15 protein-coding genes are annotated in these 18630 nt (G+C 67.6%); 6 read left to right on the top strand and 9 right to left on the bottom strand.

Annotated elements, in window-relative coordinates:
- A partial coding sequence (locus tag PMI02_RS27800; protein ID WP_007677428.1) for a hypothetical protein occupies positions 1-214 on the top strand: 214 nt, incomplete at its 5' end.
- Between the two features lie 64 nt (positions 215-278).
- Here the strand turns inward: PMI02_RS27800 and PMI02_RS26840 are convergent.
- From PMI02_RS26840 to PMI02_RS00955, 6 genes are all read right to left on the bottom strand, one after another.
- Positions 279-518, bottom strand: a complete 240-nt coding sequence (locus PMI02_RS26840) for a hypothetical protein (RefSeq protein WP_157222308.1) — start codon at positions 516-518, stop codon at positions 279-281.
- A gap of 267 nt (positions 519-785) precedes the next feature.
- Positions 786-2336, bottom strand: coding sequence for a carboxylesterase/lipase family protein (locus PMI02_RS00975; RefSeq protein ID WP_007677427.1), 1551 nt, complete (start codon positions 2334-2336; stop codon positions 786-788).
- A 76-nt stretch (positions 2337-2412) separates the two neighbouring features.
- Positions 2413-3423, bottom strand: coding sequence for a sugar kinase (locus PMI02_RS00970; RefSeq protein ID WP_007677426.1), 1011 nt, complete (start codon positions 3421-3423; stop codon positions 2413-2415).
- A 1-nt stretch (position 3424) separates the two neighbouring features.
- On the bottom strand, positions 3425-4180 hold the full coding sequence (gene kduD, locus PMI02_RS00965; RefSeq protein ID WP_007677425.1) for a 2-dehydro-3-deoxy-D-gluconate 5-dehydrogenase KduD: 756 nt from the start codon (positions 4178-4180) through the stop codon (positions 3425-3427).
- 132 nt (positions 4181-4312) lie between these two features.
- A complete protein-coding gene (kduI, locus tag PMI02_RS00960; RefSeq protein ID WP_007677423.1) occupies positions 4313-5149 on the bottom strand; it encodes a 5-dehydro-4-deoxy-D-glucuronate isomerase in 837 nt (278 codons plus the stop codon).
- 59 nt (positions 5150-5208) lie between these two features.
- On the bottom strand, positions 5209-6234 hold the full coding sequence (locus PMI02_RS00955) for a LacI family DNA-binding transcriptional regulator (RefSeq protein ID WP_007677420.1): 1026 nt from the start codon (positions 6232-6234) through the stop codon (positions 5209-5211).
- A 270-nt stretch (positions 6235-6504) separates the two neighbouring features.
- Between PMI02_RS00955 and PMI02_RS00950 the strand changes: the two genes are divergently transcribed.
- Together PMI02_RS00950 and PMI02_RS00945 are read left to right on the top strand one after the other, a co-directional pair.
- Entirely contained in the window at positions 6505-7293 is a 789-nt protein-coding gene (locus PMI02_RS00950; RefSeq protein WP_007677418.1) for a 2-keto-4-pentenoate hydratase, read from the top strand.
- A gap of 50 nt (positions 7294-7343) precedes the next feature.
- Entirely contained in the window at positions 7344-8630 is a 1287-nt protein-coding gene (locus PMI02_RS00945; RefSeq protein WP_007677413.1) for an MFS transporter, read from the top strand.
- A gap of 108 nt (positions 8631-8738) precedes the next feature.
- Here PMI02_RS00945 and PMI02_RS00940 read toward each other — a convergent pair whose 3' ends face one another.
- Together PMI02_RS00940 and PMI02_RS00935 are read right to left on the bottom strand one after the other, a co-directional pair.
- Positions 8739-9995, bottom strand: coding sequence for a family 43 glycosylhydrolase (locus tag PMI02_RS00940; RefSeq protein ID WP_007677412.1), 1257 nt, complete (start codon positions 9993-9995; stop codon positions 8739-8741).
- Positions 9996-10106: 111 nt separating this feature from the next.
- A complete protein-coding gene (locus PMI02_RS00935) occupies positions 10107-12989 on the bottom strand; it encodes a TonB-dependent receptor (protein WP_238538934.1) in 2883 nt (960 codons plus the stop codon).
- Positions 12990-13327: 338 nt separating this feature from the next.
- Here PMI02_RS00935 and PMI02_RS00930 point away from each other — a divergent pair, with 338 nt between their 5' ends.
- Both PMI02_RS00930 and PMI02_RS00925 read left to right on the top strand, forming a co-directional pair.
- Positions 13328-14689, top strand: coding sequence for an MFS transporter (locus PMI02_RS00930; RefSeq protein ID WP_007677394.1), 1362 nt, complete (start codon positions 13328-13330; stop codon positions 14687-14689).
- Entirely contained in the window at positions 14686-16536 is a 1851-nt protein-coding gene (locus tag PMI02_RS00925) for a hypothetical protein (RefSeq protein ID WP_007677393.1), read from the top strand. The genes PMI02_RS00930 and PMI02_RS00925 overlap by 4 nt, the downstream gene beginning before the upstream one ends.
- Before the next feature lie 3 nt (positions 16537-16539).
- On the opposite strand, the gene PMI02_RS00920 is transcribed toward PMI02_RS00925, so the two are convergent.
- The gene (locus PMI02_RS00920; RefSeq protein WP_007677391.1) at positions 16540-17430 is read right to left on the bottom strand and encodes a LysR family transcriptional regulator; all 891 of its coding nucleotides are present in this window, start codon (positions 17428-17430) and stop codon (positions 16540-16542) included.
- A gap of 170 nt (positions 17431-17600) precedes the next feature.
- On the opposite strand from PMI02_RS00920, the gene kdgD reads away from it, so the two are divergent.
- A complete protein-coding gene (gene kdgD / locus PMI02_RS00915; protein ID WP_007677389.1) occupies positions 17601-18527 on the top strand; it encodes a 5-dehydro-4-deoxyglucarate dehydratase in 927 nt (308 codons plus the stop codon).
- Positions 18528-18630: the final 103 nt, after the last annotated feature.

The following is an 18630-nucleotide window of genomic DNA, read 5'->3' as shown; positions in this document are numbered from 1 at the left end:
CAACCCCGTGAGCAATTACCGGATCGGTTCATATGTGGACATGAACTTCATCCAATTCCTCGCTGTAGATCGCGACCGCGTCATGTGTTGGTATATGAACTGCGATGGGGACGGGCCGACGTTTGAGATTGTGCTAGCCCGCACAGCCGCTGGGTGGACACTCGATTTAACCGAGCATTCACCGGGTACGGAGCAGCAAGTTGAAGTGCCTTGAGTGCGGCAGTTTTCGCCCCCCTTGTCTCGAATTCCCGACAGGCCGCTCGCGCCCCTTTGCGAACCTAGCTAGGGCTGTAAAGTTCAAGCCCGCAAAAGACCAGCCCGCAAGCCGATCCGATAACTCCGGCGATGCGAAGGCGCTTCGGATCACGCAACCAAGGGTAGGCTTGGTAACTGCGCTGTTCCTCGAAGAACTCGTCGTCACCCTGAGCAATCCGGGTTTCAACGGTCTGCGCTCGCTTGTGTGGCCACAGGGCCAGCGAAAGGCAGCTTAGCGTCATAAAGATACCGTAGATCAGCAAAATGACGCCCCCTTTAGACGAACGAACCTAACATGGCCAAAGGCACCTAACCACCACTTCCCGCTGTCGGATCGAAATCGGAACGAATGGTGCGCCCTCACGCGGACGCACCGATCCTCTCTGTCCCTAAGCCGATCGGGAAGGGACCGGCGGCGTAGCGGGTAGTGAAGGGGTAGCCGACGTTTCCGTCGCCAACTTCGTCGGCGTCGCCTCCCCATTGCTTCGCAACGCGGAGATCGGGGGCGCCGGTCAGCCGCGCTTGCGTCCTCAGCTGCCCGGCTGGACGTAGGGCGCGGTGGCCCAGAGTTCGCGCTGCCAGCGGCGCGGGTCGTTGACGACGCGGGGCGCGTCGCCGAACACCATCGTCGCGCGGTCCGGCAGGCGGTAGCGGGACCATTCGGGAAGACCCGGGCGGCCTGTCTTCGCGAGGCCGGTGAAGGCCTGCATCATCGTGGTTCCGAGCGCCTGCGCGTGGGCGTCCGTCCCGGAGAAGCTGCCCGGCGCGGCCTGGGTGCCGAAGACGTAGGGAATGTCGTCCGTATGCGCGGCGCCGCGCAAGGGATCGACCGGCGAGCGGCGGTCGAGCTGGTACACCCAGGTCGCCTCCGCGCCCGCCGCGGCGCGCGCGTCCGCCTCGATCACCTGCCCGGGCCACGAGCGGCCGTCGGTGGTGGCGGCATAGTACACCTGCTCGGGCGTCCAGCTGGGCTCGTGGGCGCGGTACTGCTCGACCACCCAGACCGGATCGAGGTCGATCTTGACCTCGGGCAGGATGCGGGCCGCGAGGTTGTCCCAGTCGAGGCCCTGAACCTTCGGCCCGCGCGGGTCGAGGAAGGCGCGGGTCTCCTCGCGCACGTTGCCCAGGATCATCGGGATACGCAGCGACTGCGGCGCGGCGTCCGGCCAGAAGGGGTGGCGCGGCAGGTTGGTCATGTCGAGAACCGGGCCGAAGTAGACCCCGCCGCCCATCACCGGGTCGGTGGCGCCGAGGCCCTCGACCAGCCGCTCGACCGGCATGGTCCGCAGCGTCTCCACGTCGCCGGGGGCGAGCTTCAGGGCGCTCATGAACGCCTGCGTGCGTACCCAGGCGTGAGCGGGGCCGCTCGCCTGCACCTGCTGGCCGCTCATGGTGGCGGCCGAGTGGAACAGGCCCTTGGCGGCGGGCATGGCCATCAGCGTCGCTATCTTGGCGCCGCCGCCCGACTGGCCAAATACCATGACGCGCGCCGGGTCGCCCCCGAACGCGGCGATGTGGTCGCGGACCCACTGGAGAGCGAGGACGAGATCGAGCTGGCCGAGGTTGCCGCTGTCGGCGAACTGCGCGCCGAAGGGCTTGAGCCACGCATAGCCGAGCGCATTGAGCCGGTGGTTGACGGTGACGACCACCACGTCGCCGTCCGCCGCGAGGTGGGCGCCGTGGGTCAGCGGGTCGGTGACCGAGCCGGTGGTGTACGCGCCGCCGTGGAAATAGACCATGACCGCGCGCCTGGCGCCGGGCTTGGCGTCGGGAGTCCAGACGTTGAGGAACAGGCAGTCCTCGGATTGCCGCTCGTCGCCGGAGGTCCGCTGGGGGCAAATCGGGCCGAAGCTGGCGGCAGTCAGGGGCGCGCCCTCCCACGGCTCAGCGACGGCGCGGGCGAAGCGCGCCGCGCGGGCGTAACGGATGCCCTTGAAGGCCCATACGCCGTTTTCCGGCACTCCGCCGTAACGGCCGACGCGCGGCAATCTTGCGCTGCGGGCGATGATCGGGGCAGGGGCGAGGGCTGCCAGCACCGCCGCGGATTTGACGAGGGTGCGGCGCGTGATGGGGGTGGTCATGGTGCTCTCTCCCTAATCCGTCATCCCAGCCTTCGCCGGGATGACGGGGGCTTCAGACGTGGGTCGTCAGGCGCCCTTATCGCCGCACGTCCCCGCCGCTTGCGGAGAACGCCTCCAGCTCGGCCGGGCCGACCAGGCACATGTCGCCGGGCTGGGTGTGCTTGAGCACGGTGTAGGCTAGCCCCGCTTGCGCGGTGGCGACGAGGTCGGCGCCTTCGAGCCACTTGTGCAGCACGCCCGCCGCGAAGGCGTCGCCGGTGCCGATGCGGTCGACGATGCCGGTGACGTCGACCTCGCTGGTCTGGTGCGCTCCGTCACGCCCGTCGATGCGCGCGGCGATGCGGTGGTGGCCGGCGTTGACGACGTGGCGCGCGGTCGAGGCGATGAGCTGCAGCTTCGGGAACGCCTCGAAGGCGGCAAGGGCGGCCTCTCGGCGGCGGTCGGACCCGTCGCCCGAGAAGGCCTTGCCTAGCAGCAGCGAGATGTCGCGGTGGTTACCGATCATCACCGTGGCGGACTGCATCAGGTCCGTCAGGATCGCGCGCGGATCGCTGTCCCAGGCGTCCCACAGCATCGCGCGGTAGTTACCGTCGAAACAGATGGGCACGCCGGCGCTGTTTGCCGCGGCGACGGCGGCTTGCGCAAGCGCGACGCCTCCGGGGCCAAGCGCCGGCGTGATGCCCGACAGGTGGAGCAGTCGGGCTCCCTCGAGAGCGGAAGCGAAGTCGAAGTCGCCGGAGGAGGACCCTGCGAAAAGACTACCCGCGCGATCGTAGGTGATCGACGAAGGCCGAAGGCCCGCTCCGCTCTCAAGGAAATAGAGGCCCATGCGGCCATTGGCGCGGCCGATGTGCGTGGTATCGATGCCGGCGGCGCCCAGGGCGCTGCGTGCCTTGTCGCCGAGCGGACTGGTCGGCAGGCGGGTGACCATCCTGACCTCGTGCCCCAGCGAGGCGAGCCCCGCCGCGACGTTGGCTTCCGCGCCGCCGACGACCAGGTCCAGCGCGTCGCACTGGACCGTCAGCCTGGCGCCGGGCGTGGCGAGGCGCAGCAGCACTTCGCCGAAAGTGACGACGTGTCCGCTCACCTCAGCGTGCCAGCCAGCCGCCGTCGACGGCCAGGACCTGCCCGGTCACGTAGTCCGAAGCCGCGGAGGCGAGGAACACGGCGGCGCCGGCGATATCCTCGGGCCGGCCCCAGCGCCCCGTCGGGATACGCTCGAGGATCTGCCGGTTGCGCGTCTCGTCGGCGACGAGCGCGGCGGTGTTGTTGGTGGTGATGTAGCCCGGGGCGATCGCGTTGACCTGCACGCCCCTCGGCGCCAGTTCGTTCGCCATCGCCTTCGTCACACCGCCCACGCCCGACTTCGCCGCGGCGTAGCTCGGTACGCGGATGCCGCCCTGGAAGGTCAGCAGCGAGGCGATGTTGACGATCTTGCCGTACCCGCGCTCGGTCATGCCGCGCGCGGCGCCCTGGCTGAGGAAGAATAGCGTCTTGAGATTGGTGTCCATCACCGCGTCCCAGTCCTCCTCGGAGAACTGCAGCAGGTCGTCGCGGCGGATGATGCCGGCATTGTTGACGAGGATGTCCACCTTGCCGAGTCCGGTGACCGCCTCGTCGATCACGCGGCCGACCGGCTCGATGCTGGAGAGGTCTGCCTTGATGTTGACGGCCTTGCGGCCCGTCGCGGCGATCAGGTCGAGGGTTTCGGTGGGCTCGCTGCGGCCGGCCACGGCGACATCGGCGCCGGCCTGCGCCAAAGCGACCGCGATGGCCTGCCCGATGCCGGTGTTGGCGCCGGTGACGAGGGCGGCCTTGCCCGCGAGGTCGAAGGAAATTGCCATAAGTCTGATCCTGATCCCGTCAATGCGATCCCGGCCGGGCCGGGGGGAAGTGATCCGCCGGCGCCCTGTTTCCGGCGCCCGGCGGACCGCTTCGTCGCGGTGCTCCCCGCCGCGGCGAGGAGCGTGCAAGCCCTACTGGAGCTGGCAGATATCCAGCACGTTCATGTCGGTGTAGTCGAGGTTTTCCCCGCCCATGGCCCAGATGAACGCGTACTTCTTGGTGCCCGAGCCCATGTGGATCGACCACGGCGGGCTGATCACGGCCTCTTCGTTGGCGATCACGATGTGACGCATCTGGTCGGGCTCGCCCATGTAGTGGAAGATGCGGTCGTTCTCTTCCGGCAGCTCGAAGTACAGGTAGATTTCCGAGCGGCGATCGTGGAGGTGCGGCGGCATCGTGTTCCAGACCGAGCCTTCTTCCAGCACGGTGAGGCCGAGCAGCAGCTGCGCGCTGTCGCAGACGCCGGGGATGACCAGCTGGTAGATCGTGCGCTGGTTCGAGTTGGCGAGGTCGCCGCGTGCCAGCGGGTTGGCCTGGTCGAGCGTGATGTGCTTGATCGGCAGCGCCTTGTGGGCCGGAACCGACGCGATGTAGAAACGAGCGCCCTGGCCTTCGAAGATCACCTCGTTCGTGCCCATCGGCACGTAGAGGCATTCCTTGTTCTTCATCTCGAAACGCTGGCCGTCGACGGTGATCGCACCCGGGCCGCCGATGTTGGTGATGCCGGCTTCGCGGCGCTCGAAGAAGGACTTGCCCTCGGCGCTCTTGGGCACGGTCTGGAGCGGCAGGGGCAGCGGCGTCGCACCCGGAACCGCGCCGCCGATGATGAAGCGCTCGTTGTGCGAGTAGTTGAGGTTGACCTCGCCGTCCTTGAACATGCCGGTGACGAGGTAGCGGTCGCGCAGTTCCTCGTTGGAGACGCACTCCATCATGTCCGGATGGGTGGCGTGGTAGGTCTTGCAGAACACGTCGAACTCTCCCGTTCAGGTCTCTTGGAGGCTTTCGTATCCGCTTTAGGTAACCGGTGTCAACGCTCCTCGGTGGGATAAGGAACAGCCGATGCGCGGCGGATCAGATCGGAGGGGAACATCGAAGGTTGCGAGCCGGCGGAGGTCGGCTCGATCAGCTTGAGCGCGGCGGTGCTGGCCATCGTGCGGATCGGCCAGCGCACCGTCGTGAGCGGCGGCCAGATGTGCGCGGCGGTTGCGGTATCGTCGAATCCGATGATCGAGAGGTCCTCGGGAACGTCGAGCCCGCGCTCCTTCGCGGCGTGGAGAAGTCCGGCTGCCATCTCGTCGTTGCTGGAGAACACGGCGGTCGGTGGCTCCTTGGCCGAGAGCAGTTGTTCGCCCGCCGCGCGGCCCGATTCGAAGCGGTAGGTGCCGCGCGCCATGATCGCGGGGTCGGGAGTGAGGCCCGCCTGCGCCATGCCGTCGGTGAAACCCTGCTGGCGTTCGCGCGCCGAGCGGAAACCCTCGGGGCCGGCGATGAAGCCGATGCGGCGGTGGCCCAGTTCGGCGAGCCAGCCGACCGCCTCGCTCACGGCCTGCCGGTCGTTCGAGGCGACCAGGTGCTCGTCATCATCCAGCTTGGCCGAGCCCATGCGCACCACCGTGCAGCCGAGTTCCTGGCAGACGTCGGCGATGTCGTCGCGCTCGGACAGCGGCGGCAGCAGCATGACGCCGTAGAGCCGTTGCTGCTCGATGAAGTGGCGGATGTCGTCGAGCAGGGTGGGCGAGTGTCGGTCGACCGGGCGGACCACCAGCGCGAACTCGGTCTTGCGGATGGTGTCGAGGATGCCCTCCTGCACGCCGAGCACCATCTGCGCGTTCGGGTTGTCGTGGATCAGGCCGATCAGGAAGTTGCGCCGCAGCGCCAGCGCCCGCGCCTGCGGGTTGGGCACATAGCCGAGGTCGGCGATCACCGCCTCCACCTTCTCGCGCGTCGCCTCGTTGAGCAGGGGCGATTTGTTGATCACCCGGCTCACCGTCTTCTTGGACACCCCTGACAGCCGAGCGACGTCGTTGATGGTAGGTTTCTGCCCTTTTGCCATGCGGCGCTCTTCTGACCTCTCGTCGTGCACGATTTTCCGACTTGCGCTCCACCGAGCCAAAAGGCAAGATGACACCGGTTACCATTCCGGGAAGCCCGTGGTCGGCGGCGGTGCATAAAGCCTCCGAAAAGACCTTCGGGACAAGCGGCGCGGACGGTTCATCGCTCCGGCGTAGACCCGCCTCGCCCGCCGGTGACACCGGTTTCCCGGTGGGTGGCCTTTCCAATGGCAGCGATCGGCTGTCGCAGATTTTTAAGTGTGGGGATTGGCTTGACGGATAAGGCAAAGGCAGTGGCCGAGGCATTTGTGGCGGCCCGGCGCGAGAAACGCGCGCTGGCTACCTACCCCGGTGAGGCACCGACCGATCTTGGCGGCGCCTACCGCATCCAGGACATCGCGCTCGAACTCGACGGACGTTCGGTCTCCGGCTGGAAGGTCGGCAAGATCAACCCGCCGACCGACGCGCAGCTCGGCAGCAACCGGCTCGCCGGCCCGATCTTCGCGGACAGCGTCGTCACGGTGAGCGACGGCGAGGCGCCCGAGATGCCCGTCTTCGCGGACGGCTTCGCGGCCGCCGAGGCGGAGTTCCTGCTCCACGTCGCCGCTGGCTGGGACGGCACCGTCCCGCAGGACGACGCGGAGACCCGCGCCGTGCTCGACGCCGTTCACCTCGGCATCGAGGTCGCCAGCTCGCCCTATCCGCGCATCAATGCCGATGGTCCGCCGGTGACGGTGTCGGACTATGGCAATAACTACGGCATGATCGTCGGCGCCGCGCTCGAGGGGTGGGAAACCATCGATTTCAATGGCATCACCGTGCGCCTCGAGATCGACGGCGAAGTTGCCGGCGAGGCCACCACGGCGGCCATGCTCGACGGCCCGCTCGGCGCGGTGCGGTTCCTGCTCGGCAACCTGGCCGCGCGCGGGATCGACTGCAGCGGCGGGACCTGGGTCTCGACCGGTGCGGTCACCGGGGTCCACCCCGTGGTGCCGGGCCAGCGGGTCCTTGCCACGTTCGAGGGGCACGGCACCGTCGCTTGCGGCATTGTCGCCGCCTGAGGAATAGATAAGCCGGCAGGCCACAACGCCGCCGGCGGGGAGCAGGATCAATGGACGCAGGTACGAAACCGGGCGAAGTCCAAACGGGCGAGGTCAAGGTGGGCCGCTATCGCTGGGTCGTGGTGGCGCTGCTGTTCGCGGCCACGGCAATCAACTATATCGACCGCCAGATGATCGGCGTTCTGAAGCCGACGCTGGCGGCCGAGTTCAACTGGTCCGAATCCGACTTCGCGGGGATCGTCTTCTGGTTCCAGGTCGCCTACGCGGTCGGCTACCTGTCGTTCGGCAAGGTCGTCGACATGTTCGGCGCGCGGATCGGCTACACTATCGCCATCGTGATCTGGACCTTGAGCCACATGGCGCACGGCTTCGCCACTGGCATGGTGTCCTTCGCGATGGCGCGCTTCGGGCTCGGCGTCGGCGAATCGGGCAATTTCCCCGCCGGTATCCGCGCCGTGACCGACTGGTTCCCCCAGAAGGAACGCGCCTACGCGATCGGCCTTTTCAACGCCGGCGCCAACGTCGGCGCGATCATCACGCCGCTGCTCGTGCCGCTGCTGGTGCTGTGGTTCGACTGGCGCATGGCGTTCTTCGTCACCGGCCTGTTCGGCATCATCTGGCTGGTCGTCTGGTGGATCGTCTACCGCCATCCGACCGAGCACAAGCGAGTCGGCGCCGCCGAACTCGCCTGGATCCGGCAGGACCCGGCCGACCCGGTCGAGAAGATCGGCTGGGGGCGACTGCTCACCGTCAAGGAAACCTGGGCTTACGCGCTCGGCAAGTTCCTCATCGACCCCATCTGGTGGTTCTTCCTGTTCTGGCTGCCGGGCTACCTGTTTGACCGCTACGACCTTGACCTCAAGACCTTTGGCCTGCCGCTCGCCGCGATCTACCTGATCTCGGACCTGGGCAGCGTTGCCGGCGGCTGGATGTCGTCCAGGCTCATCAAGTCGGGCCGCACGCCCAACTTCTCGCGCAAGGCGACGATGCTGCTCAGCGCGATCTGCGTGCTGCCGATCTGGTTCGTGCAGGGCATCGACAACGTGTGGATGGCGGTCCTGGTGATCGGCCTTGCCACGGCTGCGCATCAGGCGTTCTCCGCCAACCTCTACACCCTGCCGTCGGACGTGTTCCCGCGCGGCGCGGTTGGCTCGGTGGTCGGCATCGGCGGCACCGTGGGCGCGTTCGGCGGCATGGGCATGGCGCTGTTCGCCGGCTACATCCTGGACGCCACGCACAGCTACGAGGTGCTCTTCGCGATCTGCGCGAGCGCGTACTTGGTGGCGCTCGCGGTGGTCCACATGCTCAGCCCGCGCCTGGCGCCGGTGCGGATCTAGGTCCTTCCCCCTCCTCCTATCGCGGGGGAGGGGGACGGGAACGGCCCCAAACAAAAAGAGCCGCCCGGCCACGATGGCTAAGCGGCTCTTTGCTGTTCTACGCCGGCGTCAGAGCTTTCGCGGCGTGAAGTCCGCCACGAGGTGCCCCTTCTCGTCCATCCGCGCCGGTACGATGCCGGGCTTCTCGCGGAACGGGGCCTCGTCGTCGTTGCCGAAGATGGTGCACCACCAGCGGCCTTCCTTGTCCTTGAAGATATTACCGCCGCCGCCGCAGGGCACGCTCTCGTAGCGGTCGCGGTAGGGGCCGAAGGGCTTGTCCGAGGTGGCCAGCGCGAAGGAGTAGCGGTTGGGATGGAAGCGGTCGACGGCGCCGAGGTAGTACTTGCCGTCGTGCTTGAACATCGTCGCGCCTTCGAAGCCGATGTCCTTGTAGTCGTGCCGCACGCACTTCTTGTTGTGGTGCGATGGGTCGGGGTCGGGCGTGTCGAGCGTCACCGTCGTCCACTCGCCGTCGTAGCCCGAGAGGTCGGGCCTCAGGCGCACCATCTCGAAGGCGCCGCCGTAGGTCAGGTAGACCGCGCCGTCGTCGTCGCCGAACAGGGTGGCGTCGATGCCGTTCCGCAGCGGCTTGTCCGGCGAGAAGGCGTGGACGTAGGGCCCGGTCGCCTTGCCGCTGGTGCTGCGCAGGATCGAGATGCCCGAGCGGCTGACCGACAGGCAGATGTAGTAGTTGCCGTTGATGTAGTGGATTTCCGGCGCCCAGATCGCGCGGAAGTAGTCGCCCTTGCGCACCGACCACTGCTTTTCCCAGCCGCCGTCCTTCTCGATGCTCCAGACGAGGCCGAGGTAGTCCCACTGCACGAGGTCGGGCGAGCGCCAAAGCTCGACGCCGTCGTTGGCCTTCCAGATGTCGTCGCCGGTGGAGCCGGTCATGTAGTAGAAGCCGTCGCCGCCCAGGCACACGATCGTGTCGCGCAGGTGCAGGTGGAGCAGCGGCTTGACCGGGGGGATCAGACCCTGCGTCACGACGCGGCCGGAATCGGATTCGCCCCAGGGCAGCTGGTTCCTGGGTGCGGGGCCGGGACCCTTGAAACGCACACCCTTGCGGTCGACCGCGGCCTCGCTGGTGACCCAGCCGCCGCGCTCGGTCTCCGGGGTCACGGGCAGGCCCGGGCCGCTGCGGGTGGCGACGTCGTAGTAGCCCGGCGGCGGCGGCGCGATCGGCCGGCCGACGTCGTCCTCGATGGGGAAGGGTGGCCGCTTCAGCGGCGGCGCGGCGGCGGCGCGGGCGAGGGCAGGCGTGCCCAAAAGCGCAATGCCGCCGGCGACCATCGCGCGGCGGCTGAATTCGAAGCCCTTCGTCACATCATTGCTCCCATGTTTTGTCTTTAGATTAGATAGCGCTATCACTCCAAACGCGAAAAAGTCCCGGTGCCGCGCTCGCCGACATGGCGGGCGCGGCACCGGGACAGGCCGTCAGTACTTGAAACGAACGCCGAAGTAGAACTGGCGTCCGAAGGTGTGGTTCAGGACGACGCGGTCGTCCTCGTCGATGTACTGGTCCTTGCGCTCGTTGGTGAGGTTGTTGCCCTCGATGGTGAGCGTGATGGCATCGGTGACGTTGATGCCGATCGAGGCGTCGACGTTGATCGCGCTGTTAACGCCTTCCTCGGTGTTCTGGTCGCGCGCGCCGCCGCCGAAGGCCTCGACGTAGCCCGAGCGGTACGAGACCGAGCCGCGCAGAGAGAGCAGCGAGTCCTCGTAGTACAGCGTGCCGTTGGCGGTGTGCTTCGACAGGTTGGTGAGCGGGCCGGTGACAGTGCCCACGCCGCCGGGGCCGGGGTACTTCAGGTCGGCCTTGACGTAAGTGTAGTTCGCCAGGACGCCCATGTTGCTGAGGAAGCCGGGCAGGAAGCTGAGTTGCTGCTGGTAGTTGATCTCCATGCCGCGCAGCTTGCCGCCGTCGCCGTTGATGGTGCGGCGGACGGTGACGGGCACGTCGACGGGCAGACCCTGGTCGGTGGCGAGGTTGAGCGGGAAACCGAGCTGGTTGAAGGGCACCAGCGTCGAGATCTGCGTGCCGCTCAGCGAACCGATGTCCTTCTGGAACAGGCTGACGCCCAGCAGCGATCCAGGTGCGAAGTACCATTCGGCCGCGAAGTCGAGGTTGAACGCCTCGGTCGGGTTCAGGTACGGGTTGCCCTGATTGAAGACCTGGTTCGCAGCCTGCAGCGTCAGGTTGCCGCCGGGCGACAGGGCGCCGAGGCCTGGCCGGGTGATGACCTGCGCGGCGCCGAAGCGAAGCAGGAACTCGGGCGTGATCTCGGCGACGAGGTTCATCGAGGGCAGCCAGTTCTCGTAGCTCCGCTTCACCGTGATCGGCGTCGCGACACCGCTGGCGAGGCCGTAGCCGAACGAGGTCTGGCCGGTCTTGACGTAGCGCATGCCGGCATCGCCGCGCACCATGATCCCGCCGATTTCCTGCTCGAAGTCGATCTGGAACCAGATCGCCTTGTCGATTTCCTTGATGTTGCCGGTGTTGCTTGCGGCGGTCGGGTTCGGGTTGGTGCCCGCCACGTCGCGATCGTTGACGCGGAAGTCGACCGAACGGCCGTTGATGGTGGTTACGCAGTTGCAGTAGATGCCCAGTTCGTCGACGAAGCCCTGCAGGTTGGGGATCACGTAGCCGCCGTAGGCCGGGTCGCCGGTCACGCCCTTGAACGGCGAGGTCAGCGCCGCAACCTGCGCCGGGGTGAGGGTGCCCGACGAGGTTTCGGCCACGAAGCGGCGCGATTCGAAAGTGTCGTAGCGGAAGCGGCGGTACTCGCCGCCGACCGACAGCTTGAAGCCGTCCGTCAGTTCCCACTCACCCGCCAGCTTGGCCGAGAGATAGTCGTTGGTGACCTCGTTCTGGCGGATGCGCACGTCCGACGTGCCGTTGATGAACGACCAGTTGGCGGGGTTGTTGGGATCGAAGCCCCAGTTGATGACGGGCGAACGGTCGTGCTCGCGGTAGTCCCAGCTGAAGCCATCGGAGTTCAGACGGTCGAGCACCACGGTGGTCTGTACCGGGCTGTCGAACTTGGACTTGGAATAGCCGAGGTAGCCGTTGAGGTGGAAGGTGTCGGTCACCTCCTGCTTCAGCACCGTGTTGACCTGGTAGAAGGTCGTGCTGAACTCGTCGTGGCGCGATTCGATGCGCATGTCGACATCGTCGAAGACGCCGTAGACCAGCTCGTTCTGGTCGTTGACCTCGCCGGTGCGGATGATCGACTGGGCCTTGCCGCTGGCGCCGGTGCGGCTGAACGACAGCGCCTCGATGTAGTTTTCCTGACGCTTCGTCTTGGACTTCGAATAGAGCCCCTCGACCACGATCTCGGTGCGGTCGGACGGCTGCCACTGCACCGCGCCGGTCAGGCCCAGGCGGGTGATGTCGTTGGTCCAGGTCTCGTAGCGCGGGATGCGCGGGTGGTAGACGAGGCTGTCCCAGTTGGAGCCGTCGGCGGCGGGCAGGGTGTTGAGCTGGGCGGCGGTGTAGCCGGGCAGGGTGGAGGCCGCGTTGAAGCCGCCATTGGCGCCCGCCGGGCTCCAGCGCACGGTCGAGTGGCCCTCTTCCTTGATCGAGCGGGTGGAGTAGGCGCCCGAGGCGAGCACGCCGAAGGTGCCTTCCTCGTTCTGCCAGCTCACGAGGCCGGCGAGGCGCGGGTCCCACTTCTTCGACAGGTCGTTGTAGCCGGCGCGCGCCGAGCCGGCGACGACGAAGTTGTCCTTGTAGTCGAGCGGGCGGGCGGCCTGCAGGTCCACCGTCGCGCCGAGCGAGCCTTCCTCGACCGAGGCCGAGGCGGTCTTGCGCACGGTCAGCGAGTTGAACAGTTCCGAGGCGAAGACGTTGAAGTCGAAGCCGCGGCCGCGGTTGACGCCGCCGCCCGCATCCGAGCCGCCGGTGGTCGCCACCGCTTCCATGCCATTGATGCGCACGCGGGTATATTCGGGGCCGAGGCCGCGCACGGAGATGCTGCGTCCCTCGCCGCCCTCGCGCGAGATCGCGACGCCGGGGATGCGCTGGAGAGATTCGGCGAGGTTGTTGTCGGGGAACTTGGCGATGTCCTCCGCCTTGATGACGTCGACCGCGCCGGTCGCCTCGCGCTTTTCCGCCTGCGCGGTCTGGATCGCGTTGCGGAAGCCGGTGACGATGATGTCCTGCGGGGTGGCGCCGCCGATGTCGGCTTCGGCCTCGTCCTGCGCCGCCTGTTCGGGCGCTGCCTGCTCCTGGGCGATGGCGGGAGAGATGCAGGCGATGGCCAGCACCGTGGCCGAGGCGCTGCGCGCAAGGCGCCGACGAAGCGCTGCTGAAGACATCATTGTTATCCTCCCCTTTTGTTGCGACCCGGCCGCTTTGACGCGTGCCGTTGTCGTTGAGCTTCCCCGGCCCTGCTTTATCAGTAAGCGTGATACCGGTGTCAGCAATTGTGATTTGGTAATTGAACGATAGGCGAGGACTTCCTGCGCTTCGCGAGCGAAAAGGGGCTTGATCGATGCGCCACGCGCATCGTTCGGGCAAATGACGGAAAATGATCGAGCAGGACGGACGATGCGCTCCGGGCATCGATCGAGTTGCATTGCGGCATGGATGGGGCGACCCCGGCTCGCCTAGTCTGGGTCATGAAAAGCCGACAAGGCGCGTGGGAGAGTTGGACGTGACAAGTGAAACCCGGATCGCCGTCCCGCCTGGCATAGAGGGCGGTGCACCGGCCGAGCGCCCCACCCGCGTGCGCTACCTCATCATCGCGCTGGTCTTCATCATCACCTCGCTGAACTACGCTGACCGCTCGACCTTCTCGATCGCGGGCGCCTCGGCTTCGGCGGAGCTGGGGCTCGATGCGGTCCAGACCGGTTTCATCCTTTCCGCCTTCGCCTGGGCCTACTCGTTGGCGCAGATCCCGGGCGGAGCGCTGCTCGACCGGTTCGGGACGCGGCCGATCTACATCGCGGCGATCGGGACGTGGTCGTTCTTCACCGTGCTCCAGGGCTTCGCGGGCTTCCTGCTCGGCGCGACGGTGGTGGCGCAGCTGTTCGTGCTGCGCTTCCTGGTGGGCCTATGCGAGGCGCCCTCGTTCCCCGGCAATGCGCGCATCGTCGCCGCATGGTTCCCGGCGCGCGAACGGGGCACGGCCTCGGCGATCTTCAATTCCGCGCAGTACTTCTCTCTCGTCGCCTTCGCGCCGCTGATGGGCTGGGTAGTCCACGCATTCGGATGGCGCGCGGTGTTCTTCGTGATGGGCACGCTGGGCATCATGGCGATGCTGGCCTTCGCCGCGTTCATCCGCGAGCCGGTGCGCCACAAGTGGGCCAACCAGGCCGAGATTGAGATCATCCGCGAAGGCGGCGGCCTCGTCGAGGCGGAATCGGGCCGGGCGCGGAGCACCGAGCCGACATTCACCTGGGCCAACGTGCGTCAGCTCCTCACCAGCCGCATGATGGTTGGCATCTACCTCGGCCAATACTGCATCAACGTGCTGACCTACTTCTTCGTGACGTGGTTCCCGATCTATCTCGTCAAGGACCGCGGGTTCAACATCCTCGAGGCCGGCTTCGTCGCCGCGCTTCCCGCCCTTTGCGGTTTCATCGGCGGCGTCGCGGGCGGCGTCACGTCGGACTGGCTGCTGGCGCGGACCGGCTCGATCACGCTGGCGCGCAAAGCGCCGCTGCTGGGCGGGATGCTGCTCGCCAGCCTCATCATGGTCGCCGCGCGGGTGGAGAGCCAGTGGGGCGTGGTACTGCTCATGTCGCTGGCGTTCTTCGGCAAGGGCGTGGCCTCGCTCGGCTGGGCGGTGATGTCCGACGTCGCGCCGCGCAAGCTGGCGGGGCTGGCGGGCGGGGTGTTCAACACCTTCGGCAATGCCGCCGGGATCGTCACCCCGATCGTCGTAGGCCTGCTGGTGGCGAGCGCCGGCTCGTTCGACACCGCGCTGGTCTTCGTTGGCGCGCACTGCCTGCTGACGATCGTCGCGTACTTCCTCGTCGTCCAGAAGCTTGAGAGACTGGAGCTGGCAGCTTGACCTTCGACAGACGCAGCGTACTCACCGGCGGCGGCCTGCTGACGCTTGCCGCGACGATGCCCGCGCTGGCCCGCGCCGCGACGCCCGAGATTGCCATCGACACCGCCATGGCCGCGCCGCGCTGGGCGGTGCTCCAGCGCCATCTCATCGCCATGCAGGGCGACGCCGCCCGCGCCTTCCACGACCGCTACTTCAACGCGAACCACGAGATCGAGGCGTTCCTGCGCTGGGGCGCGAACGATGGCCCGGACGATGCGATCGAGGCGGTCAACGACTGGCCCTACCTCTACATGATCGGCGCCGACACCGGCATCCTGGACCTCGCGCAGAAGGTCCAGGAAGCCCACTTCGCGCAGTATTCCCGGGCCAAGACCCGCGACGTGCCGATGGGCCGCAAAGGCATGTACGTGCGTGAATTCGCGCCGCAGATGGACTGGCAGCACATCAGCGAGGGGCTGACGACCTTCAACCAGCTCGGCCTCTGCACCCAGGGCGACCGCAAGCTGGTGGAGCGCGCGCGCCGCTTCGCGGACTTCTACACCGGGCGCGACCCGATCGCGCGCAACTACGACCCCAAGCTGAAGCTCGTCCGCTCGATGTTCAACGGCAGCATCGGCCCGCTGATGCGCCCGGCCACCCCGCTCGACTGGGCGGGCGATCCGTTCGACACCGCGCCCTTCGAGATGGTCCACGGCGAGACCAGCTACGCCGACACGCTCGAACACTACCGCGAATATACCGAGACGGTAGGCGACAACCCGCTGAACCTGCACTCGACCGCGCTGGGTTTCAACGCCTGGATGCTGACGGGCGAGGCGCGCTTCCGCGACTGGATGCTCGAATATGTCGAGGCCTGGGCAGCGCGCGCCGGCGCCAACGACGGCATCATCCCCAGCAACATCGGCCCCGACGGCGCGATCGGCGGCGGTGCGGGCGGGAACTGGTGGGGCGGCACCTATGGCTGGGGGTTCAGCCCGGTCAACCCGGTCACCGGCAAGCGCGAGGACCGCAACCGCATCCCGCGTGCGATCATGGGCTTCATGAACGCCTACCTCGCCACCGGCGACGACCGCTACCTCCAGGTCTGGCGCGCCCAGAACGCCCGCATCAACGAAGCCTCGCGCAAGGTGGGCGGCGTGCTTTCGGCGCCGACCATGCACGGCAAGGACGGCTGGTACGGCTTCAAGCCCGGCCCCTACCGCTTCAACACCGGCGAGATCTGGTATCTCTCGGGGACCGAGGCCGACCGCGCAGCGATGGCGCCGACGCCCTGGACGCAGTTCCTGGACGGCAAGGCGCCCGGCTGGGCCGAGCAGGCGCTGCTCGACGACATGGAGCGCGTGCGGACCCAGCTCGTGCGGGTGCGGGAAGACAAGACGACGGCGAAGACCCGCCTTGCCGACAATCCGATCGAGCGCAATCCGGTTTCGGTGACCGCGCTGCTGCACCAGACCATGGGCGCGATTCACGTCGCCCGCCCGCCCTGGTCGCCCAACTCACCCAACCAGGGCGGCACGCTGCTGTTCGCACGGCTGCGGCACTTCGATGCCGACCGCAAGCGCCCCGGACTGCCCGAGGACGTGGCGGTGCTGGTCGAGGCGATCGACGCGGGCAGTACCACACTGTCGCTGGTGAACCTCAACCCCGCGCTCCCGCGCCGCCTCGTCATTCGCGGCGGCGGCTACGGCGAGCACCGGATCGAGGCCGTGCGCATCGGCGGCCGGCGCATCCCTGTGGGGAGCCGCGACGTGGCGCTCCGGCTCGGACCGGGCGCCGGCGCGCGGATCACGCTGGAGATGAACCGCCACAGCCAGCAGCCCACGCTCGCCTGGCCGGCGATGGGCTGACGCTCAGCCGCCCACCGCCTTCAGGCACAGTTCGCGGAACTCGGGCAGCGCCGGGTTCCCGCTCTCGCGCCGCCACGCCAGATGCAGCTCCACCGGCGTCTCGGGTTCGCTCCTGAACGGTCTAAACACCACGCCGCGCGGGTGCAGGCCCGCCGCCGCCTCGGGGACGATACCGGGCGCTAGCGCCGCGCCGACGAGGCCGAGCAGCGAGTGGATCTGCGTCACGTACTGCACGTAGTTCGGCGCCGCGCCCGCCCGGTCGAACAGGCTGGAGAGCAGCGTGTGGAAATACCCCGCGCCGCGCTGCGCATACATGACGAGGTCGACGCCGTCGAAATCCTCGGGGCCGAAGCTCTCCTGCGCCGCCAGCGGATGATCCTCGGGCAGGGCGACCAGCAGCTTTTCCAGCAGCAGCGGGGCGGAATCGAACTGCACCCGGTCGATCGGCGGGCGCACCAGCGCAAGGTCGATGAGGCCGGTGTGCAGCGCCTCGAACTGGTCGCCCGAGACGAGTTCGTGCAGTTGCAGCTCCAGCCCCGGAAGCTCCACCGCCGCGCGCTTGACGATGCGCGGGAGCAGGACATAGCCCGACACGGCGGTGAAGCCGATCGAGATGCGCCCCGTCTCCCCCTTCCACACCCGCCGCGCCGCCAGCGCCGCGCTTTCGGACAGGCGCACGATGCGCCGCGCCTCGTGGAGGAAAGTCTCGCCTGCGAGCGTGAGCGTCACCCGGCGGCTGGTGCGGTTGAATAGCTCGACGCCGAGGATGCGTTCCAGCACCTGGATCTGCCGGCTCAGCGGCGACTGGGTCATGTGCAGGCGTTCGGCGGCGCGGCCGAAATGCAGTTCCTCGGCGAGGACGACGAAGCAGCGCAGGTGGGTCAGTTCGAACATCGTCGATGCCTACAGGCTGACGCCGCGCAGGGAAAGCGGGAGCGGCGCGCATGATGCATCGATTGGTTCGAATCGATGCCGGGCGGACATGGATCAATCCAGTCTAAGCGGTGGGTGCGCGGGCCCCGGACGGGTAGCAAAGTCTCCACAGGATCAATGGAGCATTCGCGATGTCGCCTCAGGAAATGGCCGCCCAGATCGGCTCGGGCCTACTCTCGTTCCCGGTCACGCATTTCGATGCGGACCTGGCCTTCGACGAGGGCGCCTACCGCGAGCACCTCGCATGGCTCTCGGACTATGACGTCGCCGGCCTGTTCGCCGCGGGCGGCACGGGCGAGTTCTTCTCGCTGACCCCGGCCGAAGTGCCAGTGGTGGTCAAGGCGGCGGTCGAGGAAGCGGGCGGCAAGGTTCCCGTTCTCTCGGGTTGCGGCTACGGCACCGCGATCGCCACCGGCATCGCCCGCGACGTCGAGCAGGCGGGCGCGGACGGCCTACTGCTGCTGCCGCCCTATCTGGTCAACTCGACGCAGGAGGGCCTTGCCGCCCACATCGAGGCGGTCTGCAAGGCTACCTCGCTCGGCGTCATCGTCTATAACCGCGACAATGCGATCGTTCACGAGGATACGCTGGCCCGCCTGTGCGAGCGCAACGCCAACCTCATCGGCTACAAGGACGGCGTCGGCGACGTCGAACTGATGATGCGCATCTATGCCAAGATGGGCGACCGGCTGACCTACATTGGCGGCCTCCCGACCGCCGAGACGTTCGCCCCCGCCTACCTCGAGATGGGCGTGACGACCTATTCCTCCGCGATCTTCAACTTCATGCCGGAGTGGGCACTGGCCTTCTACAAGTCGGTGCGCGCCCGCGACAAGGCGGCGATCCTGGCCGGGCTCAACGACTTCGTGCTGCCCTATATCCAGATCCGCAACCGCAGCGCGGGTTACGCGGTCTCGATCGTCAAGGCGGGCATGGACGTGATCGGCCGTCCGGCCGGCGCCGTCCGTCCGCCGCTCACCGACCTGACCGAAGCGGAGCGCGCGGACCTGCTCGCCCTCGTCGAAAAGGCGCGTGCCTCGCTGCGGACGCCGGCCTGACCCCTCCGCGCGGGTTGCTCCAACAGCCCGCGCTACGGCCCGCTCCGTCGAGTGCATAGCCCGCAGGGATGAGCCCGCCTCCGGCGCGGGTTCATCCCTGCGT

This window comes from Novosphingobium sp. AP12, from assembly GCF_000281975.1.
In the GTDB taxonomy this organism is placed as follows: Bacteria; Pseudomonadota; Alphaproteobacteria; order Sphingomonadales; family Sphingomonadaceae; genus Novosphingobium.
This window is presented reverse-complemented; position numbering and strand designations above follow the sequence as displayed.